Below are 14712 nucleotides of genomic sequence, written 5' to 3'. Positions count from 1 at the left end.
CCTAACCACATGCAGGTGGCATCGCGTTGACCACTGCGGATCATTCGCGGAAGAACGTCACTCCGAGATCCGGGTGATCCACGAACACGCCGTCGATGCCGGTCCGCGCGATCGCCTCCCACTCGCTTTCGTAGTCACCGAAGGCCCCTTTTCCGCCGAGAGCTCGAAATTCGCCGGTGAGGAACGCGTTCTCGGGTCGGGCCGTCCATGTGAAGACACGCAACCCCCGGGCGTGCGCGTCGTCGACCAGCGCTCGTCCGCGCTTCAGCAGCATCCGCTTGCTCACGCTGATGCCGTCGACGACGCCGACCAGCGCATCCAGTCCGCGCGGCGACACGGTCGCCGCGTATGTGAGGGCGGCGCGTCCGTGCTGCGCCACCTGGTCGAAGGGCTTGCCGGTGGATTCGATCAGATAGATGTAGCTGGCCGGGATGCTGCGGGCGCGAAGGTCTGCGAGCACGGTCGATTCGAATGCCTCGATCGTGAGCGGATACTCGCCGTCGGCCCAACCTGCAGTACGCAGATCGCGCTCGATCAGGGGTGCGAGATCGAGGCCGATGCTCGCGAAGTAGGTGGCGTGCTTGATCTCCAGGACGACGCCGATCTCTCGTCCGTGGGCGAGCGACCCCTCGCGCACCAGGTCGAGCAGGTCGGTGAGACGCAGCATCGGCTGAGTGTCATCGAAAGAGGCACTCGCCGGCCGGATCTCGGGCAGCCGCTCGCGGCAGCGCAGCACCGACAGTTCGTCCCAGGTGAAGTCCTCGGTGAACCAGCCCGTCAGCGAGACGCCGTCGATCTTCTTCGTCGTGCGGCGGTCGGCGAACTCGGGGTGTTCGACGATGTCAGTGGTGCCGGATATCTCGTTCTCGTGCCGTACGACCAGCACTCCGTCGCGCGTGGCCACGACATCTGGCTCGACAGCATCGACCCCCATGGCCAGCGCCAGCTCGTACGAGGACCGACTGTGCTCCGGCCGATATCCCGGAGCACCGCGATGACCGATGACGAGCGGAGATCTGCGAGGCACGCTCTCAGCGTAGAACACCCCATTCAAAGGGTTGCGCCGCTAGTCTGGTGTCACCGCAACCGTTGCGATCACTTTGGAGTATGAGGCCATGGCACTCAACAACCCCGCTTTCAACAACCCGGCGTTCCAGGATCCGCGCAATGTCGCGACCTACCCCGGCACCGCGTCGCAGCAGGGCTACGGCGCTCAGACCCAGGCCGCATCCGCGTCGCACCAGACGGTGGATGCTGCACTGAACGCGCAGCTCGACGGCATGTATGCCGCTCCGTCCGCAGGCGCTCTCGAGACCGACCGCATGACGGTCGAAGACACGGTGTGGAAGACCGCCGGTCTGTTCGCGATCCTGCTCGTCACTGCCGCTGTCGGATGGGTGTGGACCCTCGGCGGCCTGCAGCTCGACCCCGCGCGCGGCGCGTCCATGCTGCCGTGGATGATCGGCGCGCTCGGCGGCTTCGTGCTCGCCATGGTCATCACCTTCACCTCGCGCAAGAAGGTGCGCCCCGCGCTCATCTTCGCCTACGCCGCGCTTGAGGGCCTGTTCGTCGGTGCGATCTCGGCGTTCTTCGAGGTCATGTGGCCCGGCATCGTCATGCAGGCGACGCTCGCGACCCTCTCGGTCGTCGGTGTCACCCTGGCGCTGTTCGCGAGCGGCAAGATCCGTGCGTCGAAGAAGATGACGAAGATCGTCATGATCGCGATGATCGGCTACCTGGTCTTCTCCCTCGTCAACCTCGTCCTCATGTGGACGGGTGTCCTGCCGGCCGGCCAGGCGTTCGGCCTTCTCAGCCAGGAGATCTTCGGCATCCCGCTCGGTCTCATCATCGGTGTGCTGGTCGTCTTCATGGCCGCGTACTCGCTGGTCATGGACTTCGACCAGATCCAGCAGGGCGTGCGCAACGGCGCACCCCGCAAGTACGGCTGGATGGGCGCCTTCGGCATCATGGTCACGGTCGTGTGGCTGTACGTCGAGATCCTGCGCATCATCGCGATCGTTCGCGGCAGCGAGTGATCTGACGCTTTTCGAAAAGGCCACCCCGGCGACGGGGTGGCCTTTTCCGTTAGCGCACGTTTCGGTCGCCGCGCAAGGGTCTTGTCGCTCGCTCCCACGGTCCCGAGAATGGACGTCTCGAAGCCCCGCATCCCGGGCTCACGACATCAAGGAGCGCACACATGGGTTTCCTCGCTTTTCTTCTGCTCGGCCTGATCGCCGGAGCCATCGCCAAGCTCATCCTGCCCGGCAAACAGGGCGGCGGCTGGCTGATCACACTGCTGCTGGGCGTCGTCGGCGCGCTGCTCGGAGGGTGGCTCGGCAGCATGATCTTCGGTGTCGGACTCGAGGAGTTCTGGGATCTGTCCACCTGGCTGCTCGCCATCGGCGGCGCGATCGTGGTCCTGCTGATCTACGGGCTCATCGTCGGCCGCGGCGACCGCGCGCGCAGCTGATCGACGGCGAGCGCGACGCCCGCTGTGGCCACGAGCCCGAGGAGCGCGCCTGCGGCAACATCGTGCAGGTAGTGCACGCCCTGGGCCACGCGTCCGAGCGCGACGAGGACCGCCAGCACCGCTGCAGTCCAGGACATCCACCCCCTCCCGGATGCAAGGGCGATCACCACCGCGGCGGCGAAGGCCAGAGTCGCGTGATTGGACGGAAGCGACCAGTCTCCGGCGGGCGGGCATTCCGCAGCGATCGGCCAGCGAGTGCACGGACGGGGCTGCGTGAAGAGCATTTTCAGCGCCTCGCTCGCGGCGTAGGCGACCCCCACTCCACCCACGCCCGCCACGAGCGAGGGCCGACGCACGGGATCCCGAAACCACGCCAACGTCACGCTCGTCACCGTTGCGAGAGCCAGCAGCACCAGCACGACCTCTGACACGAGCTCGACGTGCGGCACGGTCGCGCCGAGCGAGGCGAGCCACTGCGTTCCGATGACGCTGAGGCTTCCCGGAACCGGGACGAGGAGGACGATCACGGCAAGAGCCGCCGCAATGAACAGCGGGAGTGAGCGATCGAGGGAGAGAGACGAAACACGCATGCTCTCCACGGTAGGAACCGCCACCTCCTGCGGTCATCGGGCGAGGGACGGAGTTCGGTCATCCTGACGATGTATGTGATCCGTCCGCCGCCGCACCCTAGAATCTCCCCGTGAGTCACGATCCCGGCGCCGCTCTCGCGGCCGACATCCGCGACGCGCTGCGCGCGGCCGCCGATCCTGAGCTCGCACCCGGCCAGCAGGCCTACATGAAGTCGACGATGCCGTTCCTCGGTGTGCGCGTCCCGGAGGTGCGGGCGATCACCCGCACCTGCGCCAAGGGGTGCGCGGATGCGCAGGTGCTTCGCGGCGCCGCCCTGTCACTGTGGCGCACGGCCACGCATCGAGAGGAGCGCTACGCCGCGCAGGCCCTTCTGGCAGCGCGTTCAGTGCGCGGAGACCTCGACCTGCTGCCGGTGCACGAGGAGATGATCCGCACGGGAGCCTGGTGGGATCACGTCGATGAGGCAGCGCACCGACTGGCGGAGCTTCTCGACGCTCACCCCGACGTGATGGCTGTGGAGATGCGGATCTGGGCGGATGACGCTGACTTCTGGATGCGACGCGCGGCGATCATCTCGCAGCTCGGACGAAAGTCCCGCACGGACAGGGCCCTGCTGACGGATGCCATCGAGGCGAACATCCGCGACAGCGAGTTCTTCCTCCGCAAGGCGATCGGCTGGTCGCTGCGAGAGTACGCCAAGACCGATCCCGCATGGGTGCGCACGTTCGTCGCGCAGCATCCGAATCTCTCCCCGCTCTCGCGCCGAGAGGCGCTCAAGCACCTCGCCTGAGCAACAAGGCTGCGGATATGTCGCTATGCCGGCGAGCGCTGCGGGAACAGCGACTGCGCCAGGTCCCGACCGCGCTGAGCGATCTGACTGTAGTGCGCCTCTTTGGCAGGCGCGGCGTGCGTCACATCTTCTTCGAACTGCACCACCGCGGCGTCATCCGAACACGCCGTCACCGTGCCGCGGAGGAGCCGCAATGCCCGTGCGCGCTCCTGCAGCACGTCCACGATTGCCACGCCCCGCTCCTCCGCGAGGCTCGCCGGCGTGCGGCCCTCGAAGTAGAGGCCCCGCACGACGTGTGCCAGCCGCTCGGGAAGAGCATCGAGAGCGCCGCGAAGCCGCGCTTCTGCGGCATCCAGTTCCGCAGCCACCTCCGGTGACATCATGCCGCTGACAAGGAGTTGTCGCGCCGCATCGTCCTCGAACGAGACGGTGACGCGGCCGGAGTCATCCGTAGGCTCGCGGAGGGCCACCGCGTCGACGCCCAGAACCATCGCCACCTCGGCGACCGTCAGCGGCCGTCCCAGCGTCGCGGCGAGGACATCAGCAGCCCCCGACGTCGCGGCCGTGGGCATCCGGAATTCAAGTGATGCGACTTCCGCATCCCGCGCGACGGTGGCGAAGGCAGCGAGAATGCGCGACTGCGCGAGCGTTGAGAAGGAGGCGTCGTGTGCGGGATCGAAGGAGTCCGCCGCATCGACCAGCGCGAGCGCGCCTGCCGTCGTCAGCGCCTCACGATGTGCGGACCACACCGCACCAGAGACCGTGCGGGCCAGGTATCCCACAAGCGGAATGCTGTCGATGATCCACTGATCTCGCGTGGAGGTCTGCATCGCTGGTCCCTTCGATTTGTACACAAATCCCCAGCGAGCGATTCCCCCAAACCACCCACGTGCGCTTCCTGCGGCCATCGCTCTCAGCGCACACTCAGGTTAGCAGTGCGGCGAGCGCCGGAGCAAGGGTCGCATGCCCGGTGTGGCGAATCAGAGCGACGCCGTTCCTCAGTCCTCCCGACCTCGTGCCGCAGCCGTCTCTCCCTGCGCGGGGCGGCGTTTCTGAAGCAGTTCCGCCGCCTCCTCCTCGGCCGTCATCGACAGCCTTCTGTTGGCATCGCGCGTCGCCGAGAACTTGAGGACGACATAGTCGGGAACCCGGGTGGTCGAACTGCCCTTCTCCCCCGGGCTGGCCTGCGCCAGATGCCCCTTGTGGGGCTGCTGGTAGAAGCGCCCGAAGCCCGTGAGCGTGACCCGGTTCTTCTCCTTGACGAGGTCGATGATCTCCTCGGTCAGGGCGTCGTACGCCGCCTGTATGGTGCGGACCGGGAGCTTCGCCCGCAGCGCAGCCCGCTGGACGAACTCGGTCCTGCTGATGCGAGACTCCGAGGTCTTCTTCTCGCGAGGTTCGATCGTCGTGCTCATGATTCACCATCCATGGTGTCCGCACCCGAGAAGCTCCCTCGGACACGCAACAGCGACACTGGCCGCCATGTCGGGTCGCATGAGGCCGGCGGGCCTAAGCATCAGTGCTCTGCCCCGCGTTCTTGAGAGGATACGGGTTCTTCGCTCGCAGATGTTACGACCGCGGAAAGCCGACCCCCGGGGCCCTCAAGCCCCGGCCGACGTCATGCTGTCAGCGGCTCCCGGAAGGAGTAGCTCTCGTCTTCCAGGATGATCTGCGACGCCCTCCCGCTCTCACGGTGCATGATGATCGGAGCGCGAAGGTTGACGAAGACGCCGCTCTCCGTCGGGTTCACGACCACGAAGAGACGAACATCCGCAGGATCTTCCGCGCCGATCTCGGCACGGACCGCCCCGCCCACGTGCGGCGCATAGCCGGAACGCCCCCCGGTCTGGTCGAGCACGTAGAGACGCACGTCATCCTGCTCCTGCGAGCGCAGGGCGTAGAGGCCGTCGGCACCCTCGATCGGATCGAGGGTGAATGCCGTATACGGACTCAGTCCCGGAGGGGAGGCGACGAACGCGACGTTCAGGGCGACGGTCATCGCAGGAACTCCATCAGATTGGTCTGCAGGCTCCGCGCGGTGACCTGCAGGGCGGACTGGTACACGAGCTCCGCGGACTGGAGCTGCACGAGCACCTCGAAACTGTCGACATTCTCGACCTCGGTGCGCTGCGCTTCGAGATCGATCGACACCGAGAGATTCTGCGCGGAGGCCCGTTCGATCTGGGCCTGGCGCGCACCGGTCGTGCCGCGTGCCGCGATCATGGAGGTGAGCCGGTCGTCGATGTCCCCCAGACGCACACCGACCTCCTGCCCGCCGCGAAGCTCACCCGCGATGTCGGCCAGGAGCGCGAACACGCTGTTCGCGCCCTCGCCGAAGACCTGCGCGCCATCGCTGTCCACCCGAACGGTGTCGGTGTCGCTGATGCGACGCTGCACGCCGCTCCCGGCGGCACCGTTGAACGTGAAGGTCCCCGCCTCGAAGGCGCGTCCGGCATCACTGGTTCCGGCGAAGACGCTGCGACCCAGCACCGTCGTGTTGGCCTGGGACAGCAGCTCGGTGGCGATGCTCTCAAGCTCGGCGGCGATCGCCTCTCGCGCCGGCATGCTCATCGCACCGGAGTTCGCCCCCTGCGCGACGAGGTCCCGTGCGCGGTTGAGCAGTTCGACGCTCGCGCCCAGTGCGGTGTCGACGGTCGTCACCCAGGCCAGGCCGTCGCTGATGTTGCGCGCGTACTGCGCCGTGCGGGCCTGCTCACCGTGCACGCCCAGCGCCGTGGCGGTGCCGGTCGGATCTTCGCTGGGCCTGCTGAACGCGCGCTGCGACGTGGCCTGGTTCTGCAGTCGGTCGCGTTCCGCAAGGTTCGACTGCAGGGTGCGCAGCGTCTGCTCCGCCATCGTGGTGCTTGTGACTCGTCCGATCATGATCTCTCTCCGAATGCCTAGCGACCCACGAGGCCGGTGCGGTTGATCAGAACGTCCAGCGCTTCATCCATCGCGGTGAGCACTCGCGCCGCCGCCTGATAGGCGGTCTGGTACGTCAGGAGGTTGATCGTCTCCTCGTCGCCGTCCACGGAGGCGTTCGACTGCTGCGCGGTGACCGCTGCGATCGCGCCCGCGTCGGCCGAATCGGCGCGCTGCGCGTCGCCGCCCACCGACACCGCGAACCCGGTCACGAAACTCGACCAGGTCTTGCTGGGCCCGGTGTCGGACTTGCCGATCGTCGCGATCTTGTCTGCGATCGACGTGTCCAGGGCACCGGCACCCGGAGCCGCCAGCGCCAGCTCGTCCAGCGACGTCGGCACGACGCTCAGACCGAGGGCTGCAGGGCCCGAGCCGTTCAGTGCGAAGAACGCGCCACCTGCGACACCGGTCGATGTGACGCCCGTGGCGTGGACCGCGTTGACGGCGGCCGCCAGTTCGGTCGCCGTCCGGTTGTAGGCATCGGCCACCCGCGCCAGCGTGCCGCCGTCGGCGGCCGGGGCGAGCGCGCTGATGGCACCGCCGATGGAGCCGCCGGTGACGGCGACGGGAACCCCGGGGCGATCCGCCCAGGAGATCGTGATCCGACCGCCGTCGGCGATGTTGGTCACCCCCTCAGCGGTCAACCTTCTCGCGATGTCGCCGGCGACGAGCGGGTTGCCATCCACACGCATGGTCAGCGTGCCGTCGGTTTCGACCGTGCCCTTGGCACCGATCGCCGAAGACAGCTGCTGCGCGAGGACGTTGCGCTGGTCGATGAGCTCGTTCGCGCTGCGACCGGACTGCAGGGCAGTGCGGATCTCGCCGTTCAACGCGGCGACCTCACCCGCCATCGCGTTGACGTCGGCGACCTGCCGGTCAACCTGACCCCGAAGCGCGGACCACTGACCGGCGATCGACTCATATCCTGCCGCGATCTGCCCGATGAGCACCTCGGCATTCGTGAGGACGACCTGCGCCGCGGCGGGCTCCGGCGCGTTCGCGAGGTCGGACCATCCTGCCCAGAAGCGATCCATGTTCGCGGCGAGGCCATCCTTCGTCGGCTCGGCCATCACCGCCTCGGCCTGCAGAGCAGAGGTCGCGCGGGCGGCCCAGAAGCCGGAGGAGCCCAGTGCATCTCGCACACGTGCGTCGAGGACGGCGTCACCGAGTCGGCTGATCCCGGTGACATTCACGCCGGAGCCGACGCCCGGCCCCGTCGCGAACAGAGGACTCTGCTCGATGCGCTGGCGCGTGTAGCCGGGGGTCGTCTGGTTGGCGATGTTCTGACCGGTGACGTTCATCCCGGCCTTTGCCGCCGTGAGGCCCGACTGGGCGAGACGGATTCCCGCGAAAGAAGACACAGTTACCTCACGCTCGCGTGTCGAGGATGTGAGATCCGCTGGGGCGGATCACTTCTCCCGACGGGTCGTACTCACCGGTGGAGTTGTCCAGGGCGGCGATGGTCTCTTGGACGACCCGGAGCGCTGTGCGCAGGCGCTGCTCATTGATCGCCTTCATCTCGGTGATCTCCGCGGCCAGGGCGAGGAGTGCCTCAAGGTGACCGGTGAAGATCTCTCGCCACGCGTCGGTCGGTGCCGCGTCGATGAGTTCTCGCAGCGAGGTCGCCTCTGGCACACCCCACTCGTCGGCGACTGCGACGACAAGGGTGTCACGCGTGATCGCGGTGGCGGGCATCGCTGCGAGGACGCGCTCGACCTCGTTCGCTGCGTGCTGCACCCAGCGGTTTCGCCCGGTTGCGACAAGCATCTGCTGCACATCGAGCTTGAAGAGCAGCAGCTCGAGCATCTCGCGCTCTCGCATCAGTTGCATGCTCAGTTCATGAGCGGCCACGGTGGTCACCTCATCCGTCCCAGTTCAGTAAGAAATCCCCGCCGTAGTTGACTATCGCGGTATTCGGTACGCCAGTAACTCGGTTTTCCGGGGATTAGTCCCCATTGACAGAAATGCTTCTATCGATTAGGCCGCGCGAGAACGCTGCGAAGAACGTCCTGCGCCACGTCGTCAGAGGACGAATGCACTGCTTCGCGGTTCGCATCGACGACCGCCTGAATGATCTCCGCCCGGTTGATCCGCCGGTCGCGAGGTGCATCGATCCCGATTCGGACCCCACCGGGTCCGGCGGCCAGCACGGTCACCGTGATGTCCTCGCCGATCTTGATGCTCTCATTCACACGTCGAGTGAGCACAAGCATGTGTTCGTCCGCCTTCCATGGCTGTGTGCGCGTCTGCGCGCTTCCCGCTCAGGAGTCTACCCATGCGGCCTGAGGCGCGTGACTCCGCTCAGGCGCTGGGCAGAGCCGACTGGACGAGCCGCACGACGCCCACCACATCCGTGGCGTGCCCGCCGGCGGCGGCCTCCTCGTAGGACAGCACGGCGATCCCCCCGGCCTGAGCGCCGATCAGTTTGCGCACGGCCTGGCGGATGGAGGGGGCGCAGACCAGGACGGGGTCAGTGCCGGTGTGGTCCAGCGTGCTGATCGTCGTGCGCACGCTCTCCAGGAGCTGCAGAGTCGTGTCGGGAGCGAGGACGATCTGCGCCGCGCCGTCAGATACCCGCATGCCCTCCAGCAGCTGCTGCTCGAGCCCGGGGTCGAACATGACGACGCGCAGACGCCCGTCTCGGGCGAAGCGCGCGGAGATCGCCGGTCCGAGCACAGCGCGCGCAGCATCGATCAGCGCCGCGGTCTCCGTCGACGTCTTCGCCCGCAGCGCCAGCGCCTCGTAGATGCGCGCCAGATCGTTGATAGGGATGCGCTCGGCGAGCAGACCGGCGAGCACGCGCTGGATGGCGCCGAGACTCATCGTCGCCGGGGTGAGCTCCTCGACGACGGTCGGATGCGTCTGCTTCAGGTGCTCGGTGAGCTGGCGCACATCCTCCAGTGAGAGCAGCCGGTCGGCGTGGGCCTGCACGATGTCGGAGAGATGGGTGATGATCACGCTGGCGCGGTCGATCACGGCGGCGCCGGCAAGGTCGGCCGCATGCGACATCTCCACGGGGATCCACTTGCCCTCCAGCCCGAAGACCGGATCCGTGACCGAGCTGCCGGGAAGGTGCTCGAGCCCTGTGCCGATCGCCAGCAGGTGACCACGGGGAACCGTCCCCCTGCCGACCTCTACGCCGGCGATGAGGATCGCGTAGCTCTCGGACGGGAGGTCGATGTTGTCGCGCGTGCGCACGGGCGGCATGAGGAAGCCGATCTCGATCGCGAGTTTGCGGCGCAGGGACTTGACCCGTGTGAGCAGGTCGCCGGATCCCCCTGCGGCCAGGTCGACGATGTCGGGCGCGAGCGAGATCTCGAGCGCGTGCACCCGCATCCGATCCATCAGCTCCTCCGGCCCCTCGGCCGCGGATTCGCTGGATCGGATCTCGGCGTCCAGCTTGTCTTCGGACTCTCTGGCCGCGTTCGCCGTGACCCGGGACGCCGCGAACAGAAGAGCGGCGCCGATGAGGAGGAACGGCAGGATCGGCATTCCGGGGATGAACCCCATCGAGACGGCAGCCAGACCGGTGATCAGCAGGGCGTTGCGAGACTGCATCAGCTGGCGGCTCGCCGACTGCCCCATCTCCGATTCCGCGTTCTCGCGCGTGACGATCATGCCCGTGGCGACCGCCATGAGCAGCGCCGGGATCTGTGTGACGAGCCCGTCGCCGATCGTCAGGATGCTGTAGGTGGAGAGCGCCTCATCGGCCTCCATGCCGTGCTGCACCATGCCGATGATGATGCCGCCGACGAAGTTGATCACCACGATCACGATGCCGGCGATCGCGTCGCCCTTGACGAACTTCGACGCACCGTCCATCGCGCCGTAGAAGTCGGCCTCAGCCGAGACGTCCGCGCGACGCTTGCGCGCCTCCTCCTCCGTGATGAGGCCCGCGTTGAGGTCGGCGTCGATCGCCATCTGCTTGCCCGGCATCGCGTCGAGCGTGAATCGTGCGCCGACCTCCGCCACGCGCTCCGCACCCTTGGTCACGACGACGAACTGGATGACCGTGAGGATCAGGAAGATCACGGCGCCGATCACCAGCGAGCCACTGATCGTGATCTGCCCGAACGCCTGGATCACCTGACCGGCATGCGCCTCACTCAGGACGAGTCGGGTCGATGCGACGTTCAGCCCGAGCCGGAACAGCGTCGCCACGAGCAGGAGGCTCGGGAACACCGAGAAGTCCAACGGCCGCTTGACGAACATCGCGGTCAGCAGGATCAGCAGCGCGAAGGCGATGTTGAGGACGATGAGCACGTCCAGCAGCCCCGCCGGAATCGGCACGATGAGCAGAAGGATGATGCCCACGACGCCCACCGGCACCGCAGCCTTCAACAGGAGCTGTCTCACGATCCGTCTCGCCTTCTCATCTTCATTCGCATGTGCTCATCTCAGGTCCGGGGAACGCCCGCGGTGTTCATCGTGTGGGTCCCTCGTGCCGATCCGCGACGCTTGAGGTGCTCGATGAAAGCGAGCACCTGCGCGACGGCCGTGTAGAGCTCTTCCGGGATCTCCCGCCCCACCTCGCAGGCGGAGTGCAGGGCTCTGGCCAGCGGGATGTCGCGCACCATCGGCACGCCCGCCTCTTCCGCACGCTCTCGGATCTTCTGTGCCACGATCCCCGCACCCTTCGCCATGACGCGCGGGGCGGACTTGCCCGGTTCATAGCGCAGCGCGACGGCGACATGCGTCGGGTTCACGAGCACCACGTCGCTGTCGCCGACCGCCGCGATCATGCGATTGCGGCTCAGAGCGAGCTGTCGGGAGCGCCGTTGGGAGCGCACGAGCGGATCGCCCTCGCTTTTCTTGTGCTCGTCCTTCGCCTCCTGCTTCGTCATGTGCGTGTGCTTGCGGTTGCGCTTCATCACGACGGCGACGTCTGCTGCGGCGAGGAGGATGCCGACGACCACGGCCACCTGGAGAAGTGCCGCGACACCGCCTCCGGCCTGCTCGAGCAGCCAGGAGATGTTGTGGCTGCCGCTCGCCATCAGCACCGGGACGAGGTTGGACACGACGATCCAGAGGGCTGCGCCGATCGCGAGCGTCTTCAGCAGTGCCTTGACGCCCTCCCAGAGCGCCTGCTTTCCGAAGACGCGCATCAGCCCCGCGACGATGTTGAACTGCTCTCCCCGCAGCGGAACGTTGCGCAGGTGGATCCCGCCCTGCGCCACCGCGGTCGCGGTCGTCGCCAGGAGGACCACCGCCAGAAACGGCAGCAGGATGCCTCCGATGGAGGAGATCGCCGCGCTGAGGGCGTCGATCACGCTCCCCGGGGTGGGGTTCTTCGCGACCGCGGCGACGTCGAGAACCTGGCCGGTGAGCACCTGGCTCGCATTCGCGATCGTCAGCGGCGTCATGATGGCGGCCGCGGCGATGCAGACCCAGGCCGTGAAGTCCTGGCTGCGTCCGATCTGCCCCTTCTTCCGCGCTTCCTGGAGCCGTTGGGCGGTCGCCTTCTCGGTACGCTCCCCGCTGTCGGTTCCGCTCATGAGACCACCCCCATGAGCAGTCGAGCCGCGTCTTCTGCGAGCGCGCCGACGATTCCTGGCAACGCGGCGTATACCAAGCCGGCCAGGAGCAGGGTCAGGCCGATCTTGATCGGGAAGCCCATGGCGAACGCGTTGAGGGCGGGTGCGACGCGGGTGATGAGGCCGAGGCCCACGTCCGCGAGGAAGAGCACGATGAGCAGGGGTCCCGCGATCTGGACGGCGCTGAGCATCATCTGCCCCGCCGCCCCCAGAAGCGCATCGGCGGGCTTCGTGAGGTCGATCATTCCGCTGACCGGCACGGCGTCGAAGGAGCGGAACATCCCTCCCAGCACGAGCTGGTATCCGTCGGAGGCGAAGAGCAGCAGAATCGCCGTCATCTGGAACAGGCGGGTGAACTGCGCTCCGTTGATCGCCATTCCCGGGTCGAACGCCTGCGCCATCTGGAAGCCACCGAACGTGTCGATGAGGTGACCTGCGCCCTGGATGGCGCTGAACAGCGCCATCACGAGAAAGCCCAGCAGCGCTCCCGTGATCACCTGGCCGATCAGCGCCAGGATGAAGGCTCCGGTGTCCAACTGCGTGTAGCCGACGCTGACGGTCGGCGAGACGGCAAGGGCGAGGGCGACGCCGAGCATCGCCTTGATCCGCGTGGGGATCGTCGAATGGTTGAACGGCGGCGCGATGACGAGGAACGCGGTGATCCGCGCACAGGCCAGGGCTGTGGCCTCCAGCCAGAGGAAATCGATCGGGATGAACATCAGCCGCCGTTCAGCAGGCGCGGGATCAGCTCGAACATCTCGTGCGTGAAGGTCACCGTCTCCGAGATCATCCAGTGACCGCAGACCAGAAGCGCGATGCCCACGGCGATCAGCTTCGGGACGAACGACATCGTCATCTCCTGCACCTGCGTGATCGATTGCAGCAGCGAGATCGCGAATCCGACGACGAGCGCGGTGATCAGCAGTGGCGCGCAGAGCTTCGCGGCGAGGATCAGCGCCGACTGACCGATGTCCATGACGGCCTCCGGTGTCATCGGGCACCTCCGTAGGACTGTACGAGCGCCGTGACGACCAGCCCCCACCCGTCGACGAGCAGGAACAGCAGGATCTTGAACGGGAGGGAGATCATCACCGGCGGGAGCATCATCATTCCCATCGACATGAGGGCGCTGGCCACCACGAGGTCGATGACGAGGAACGGCACGAAGATCATGAAGCCGATGAGGAACGCCGCGCGCAGTTCGCTGAGCATGAAGGCCGGCACGAGCGTGTACAGCTCGATGCTCGAGGCATCCGCGGGGTTCTCCATCTGCGCCGCGCGGTACATGAGCGCGATGTCCTCTTCGCGGGTGAAGCCGAGCATCCACTCCTTGAGCGGGGCTTGAGCAAGATCGAAGGCGCGACCGAAATCGATCTGCCCCGCGGTGAACGGAGTCACGGCGATCTGGTTCACGTCCACGAGCACCGGCCACATGATGAACAGCGTCAGGAACAGACTGAGACCGGCGAGGACCTGATTCGGAGGGATCGACGGCAGCGAGAGTGCGTTGCGGGTCAGCGCCAGGACGACGAAGATCTTCGTGAAGCTCGACATCATCAGCAGCAGCGCCGGGGCGACGCTGAGCACCGTGATCCCGAGCACCGTGAGGATGCTGTCGGAGGGTGTCCCGTTGACCCCGTTGATCGTGACGCCTTCTCCGTCCGGCACGGCCAGCGGCTCGGCGGCGTAGGCACCGCCGGCGGACGTCAGCGCGGACACCGCGACGATTCCCAGGGCGATCGCCGTCAGTGACCACAGGCGCCGGCGCGTGAGCGCAACAGCAGCGGCGGCGGGCACGGATGAGGGCAAAGCGGCACTCCGGGATAGGGTGACGTGGCCGATCCGTAGCCGAGGGTGCGAGCAATCCGTGCTCAGAGACGACTATCGCGATGAGGGGCGTGTTCCGTAACCGTGACGGCGCAGGTCCGTTGCACACCCTCCCGGAGGGGCTACTGTCGGGTAGCGGCGGCTATGCCTTCGAATCGGGCGAGGCGGGCGGCGCGACGCTCCCCCACGACGTCCCCGGTGGCGGTCACGATGGTCTCCGCGGGCAGCTCTGCCGAGATCTCCGCGGGAGCCTCCAGGGTGTCCACGACGTTGACACCCCGTTCGGTGACGCCCAGAACGTAACGAACGCCGCTGAACTCCGCGACGACCAACTGCGCACGGCCGCCGAGCCCTGTGCGGGCGACGACCCTGATCTTCTCTGCTGCCTGCGCTCGCGTCCGCGGGCGCGCCGGCCCGGAGGGCGCGAAACGATCCGCGAGCTTCGCAGGCACCAGACCGGCGAGCGGGTTGTTCCGCGTGTTCTGCCCCTTCTGCAGCCGTCGTCCCAGCCACAGCATGAGACCGAGCACCGCCGCCAGCGAGACGACGACCCGGACGACGACCAGGATCTCGTCCAT

At 67.1% G+C, this 14712-nt stretch carries 18 protein-coding genes; 3 read left to right on the top strand and 15 right to left on the bottom strand.

The features are described from left to right. Positions 1-40 precede the first annotated feature (40 nt). Positions 41-1027 (bottom strand): glycerophosphodiester phosphodiesterase family protein, encoded by a 987-nt coding sequence (locus AC1REM_RS07280; RefSeq protein ID WP_492514019.1) that lies wholly within the window; start codon positions 1025-1027, stop codon positions 41-43. Positions 1028-1115: 88 nt separating this feature from the next. Between AC1REM_RS07280 and AC1REM_RS07275 the strand changes: the two genes are divergently transcribed. Further along, positions 1116-2036, top strand: coding sequence for a Bax inhibitor-1/YccA family protein (locus tag AC1REM_RS07275; protein WP_492514018.1), 921 nt, complete (start codon positions 1116-1118; stop codon positions 2034-2036). A 161-nt stretch (positions 2037-2197) separates the two neighbouring features. Then, the gene (locus AC1REM_RS07270; protein ID WP_204939276.1) at positions 2198-2470 is read left to right on the top strand and encodes a GlsB/YeaQ/YmgE family stress response membrane protein; all 273 of its coding nucleotides are present in this window, start codon (positions 2198-2200) and stop codon (positions 2468-2470) included. On the opposite strand, the gene AC1REM_RS07265 is transcribed toward AC1REM_RS07270, so the two are convergent. Next, the gene (locus tag AC1REM_RS07265; protein ID WP_492514017.1) at positions 2428-3060 is read right to left on the bottom strand and encodes a phosphatase PAP2 family protein; all 633 of its coding nucleotides are present in this window, start codon (positions 3058-3060) and stop codon (positions 2428-2430) included. The two genes, AC1REM_RS07270 and AC1REM_RS07265, sit on opposite strands and share 43 nt — an antisense overlap. Positions 3061-3170: 110 nt before the next feature. Between AC1REM_RS07265 and AC1REM_RS07260 the strand changes: the two genes are divergently transcribed. Beyond that, positions 3171-3851, top strand: coding sequence for a DNA alkylation repair protein (locus tag AC1REM_RS07260; RefSeq protein WP_492514016.1), 681 nt, complete (start codon positions 3171-3173; stop codon positions 3849-3851). A gap of 23 nt (positions 3852-3874) precedes the next feature. On the opposite strand, the gene AC1REM_RS07255 is transcribed toward AC1REM_RS07260, so the two are convergent. From AC1REM_RS07255 to AC1REM_RS07195, 13 genes are all read right to left on the bottom strand, one after another. Further along, positions 3875-4681, bottom strand: a complete 807-nt coding sequence (locus tag AC1REM_RS07255) for a sigma-70 family RNA polymerase sigma factor (protein ID WP_492514015.1) — start codon at positions 4679-4681, stop codon at positions 3875-3877. Between the two features lie 168 nt (positions 4682-4849). Next, the gene (locus AC1REM_RS07250) at positions 4850-5266 is read right to left on the bottom strand and encodes an HU family DNA-binding protein (protein WP_492514014.1); all 417 of its coding nucleotides are present in this window, start codon (positions 5264-5266) and stop codon (positions 4850-4852) included. Positions 5267-5469: 203 nt separating this feature from the next. Next, the gene (locus AC1REM_RS07245) at positions 5470-5850 is read right to left on the bottom strand and encodes a flagellar assembly protein FliW (RefSeq protein WP_492514013.1); all 381 of its coding nucleotides are present in this window, start codon (positions 5848-5850) and stop codon (positions 5470-5472) included. Then, a complete protein-coding gene (gene flgL / locus AC1REM_RS07240; protein WP_492514012.1) occupies positions 5847-6734 on the bottom strand; it encodes a flagellar hook-associated protein FlgL in 888 nt (295 codons plus the stop codon). Before flgL ends, AC1REM_RS07245 begins: the two co-directional genes overlap by 4 nt. Positions 6735-6751: 17 nt before the next feature. Beyond that, positions 6752-8134, bottom strand: a complete 1383-nt coding sequence (gene flgK, locus AC1REM_RS07235) for a flagellar hook-associated protein FlgK (protein ID WP_492514011.1) — start codon at positions 8132-8134, stop codon at positions 6752-6754. 7 nt (positions 8135-8141) lie between these two features. Next, positions 8142-8603, bottom strand: a complete 462-nt coding sequence (gene flgN, locus AC1REM_RS07230; RefSeq protein ID WP_492514010.1) for a flagellar export chaperone FlgN — start codon at positions 8601-8603, stop codon at positions 8142-8144. Between the two features lie 140 nt (positions 8604-8743). Next, positions 8744-8986 (bottom strand): carbon storage regulator CsrA, encoded by a 243-nt coding sequence (csrA, locus tag AC1REM_RS07225; protein ID WP_204939267.1) that lies wholly within the window; start codon positions 8984-8986, stop codon positions 8744-8746. An 88-nt stretch (positions 8987-9074) separates the two neighbouring features. Beyond that, positions 9075-11129 (bottom strand): flagellar biosynthesis protein FlhA, encoded by a 2055-nt coding sequence (locus tag AC1REM_RS07220; RefSeq protein WP_492514009.1) that lies wholly within the window; start codon positions 11127-11129, stop codon positions 9075-9077. A 41-nt stretch (positions 11130-11170) separates the two neighbouring features. Next, on the bottom strand, positions 11171-12268 hold the full coding sequence (locus tag AC1REM_RS07215; RefSeq protein WP_492514008.1) for an EscU/YscU/HrcU family type III secretion system export apparatus switch protein: 1098 nt from the start codon (positions 12266-12268) through the stop codon (positions 11171-11173). Then, entirely contained in the window at positions 12265-13026 is a 762-nt protein-coding gene (locus AC1REM_RS07210) for a flagellar biosynthetic protein FliR (protein WP_378788555.1), read from the bottom strand. The genes AC1REM_RS07215 and AC1REM_RS07210 overlap by 4 nt, the downstream gene beginning before the upstream one ends. Beyond that, a complete protein-coding gene (gene fliQ / locus AC1REM_RS07205; protein ID WP_204939263.1) occupies positions 13026-13301 on the bottom strand; it encodes a flagellar biosynthesis protein FliQ in 276 nt (91 codons plus the stop codon). Before fliQ ends, AC1REM_RS07210 begins: the two co-directional genes overlap by 1 nt. Then, positions 13298-14116, bottom strand: coding sequence for a flagellar type III secretion system pore protein FliP (fliP, locus tag AC1REM_RS07200; RefSeq protein ID WP_492514007.1), 819 nt, complete (start codon positions 14114-14116; stop codon positions 13298-13300). The genes fliQ and fliP overlap by 4 nt, the downstream gene beginning before the upstream one ends. 140 nt (positions 14117-14256) lie before the next feature. Then, positions 14257-14712 (bottom strand): flagellar biosynthetic protein FliO, encoded by a 456-nt coding sequence (locus AC1REM_RS07195; protein WP_492514006.1) that lies wholly within the window; start codon positions 14710-14712, stop codon positions 14257-14259.

The sequence above is a fragment of the Microbacterium sp. GW823-FHT02G05 genome (assembly GCF_058797175.1).
The sequence above is the reverse complement of the archived record's forward strand: the minus strand, read 5'-3'. Positions and strand labels throughout refer to the sequence as shown.

Excerpts from the sequence above, each read along its gene's own strand:
- AC1REM_RS07275 (WP_492514018.1), top strand. The coding sequence starts at position 1,116 with ATGGCACTCAACAACCCCGCTTTCAACAACCCGGCGTTCCAGGATCCG.
- AC1REM_RS07270 (WP_204939276.1), top strand. The coding sequence starts at position 2,198 with ATGGGTTTCCTCGCTTTTCTTCTGCTCGGCCTGATCGCCGGAGCCATC.
- AC1REM_RS07265 (WP_492514017.1), bottom strand. The coding sequence starts at position 3,060 with ATGCGTGTTTCGTCTCTCTCCCTCGATCGCTCACTCCCGCTGTTCATT.
- AC1REM_RS07255 (WP_492514015.1), bottom strand. The coding sequence starts at position 4,681 with ATGCAGACCTCCACGCGAGATCAGTGGATCATCGACAGCATTCCGCTT.
- AC1REM_RS07250 (WP_492514014.1), bottom strand. The coding sequence starts at position 5,266 with ATGAGCACGACGATCGAACCTCGCGAGAAGAAGACCTCGGAGTCTCGC.
- AC1REM_RS07245 (WP_492514013.1), bottom strand. The coding sequence starts at position 5,850 with ATGACCGTCGCCCTGAACGTCGCGTTCGTCGCCTCCCCTCCGGGACTG.
- flgL (WP_492514012.1), bottom strand. The coding sequence starts at position 6,734 with ATGATCGGACGAGTCACAAGCACCACGATGGCGGAGCAGACGCTGCGC.
- flgN (WP_492514010.1), bottom strand. The coding sequence starts at position 8,603 with ATGCAACTGATGCGAGAGCGCGAGATGCTCGAGCTGCTGCTCTTCAAG.
- csrA (WP_204939267.1), bottom strand. The coding sequence starts at position 8,986 with ATGCTTGTGCTCACTCGACGTGTGAATGAGAGCATCAAGATCGGCGAG.
- AC1REM_RS07215 (WP_492514008.1), bottom strand. The coding sequence starts at position 12,268 with ATGAGCGGAACCGACAGCGGGGAGCGTACCGAGAAGGCGACCGCCCAA.
- AC1REM_RS07210 (WP_378788555.1), bottom strand. The coding sequence starts at position 13,026 with ATGTTCATCCCGATCGATTTCCTCTGGCTGGAGGCCACAGCCCTGGCC.
- fliQ (WP_204939263.1), bottom strand. The coding sequence starts at position 13,301 with ATGACACCGGAGGCCGTCATGGACATCGGTCAGTCGGCGCTGATCCTC.
- AC1REM_RS07195 (WP_492514006.1), bottom strand. The coding sequence starts at position 14,712 with ATGGACGAGATCCTGGTCGTCGTCCGGGTCGTCGTCTCGCTGGCGGCG.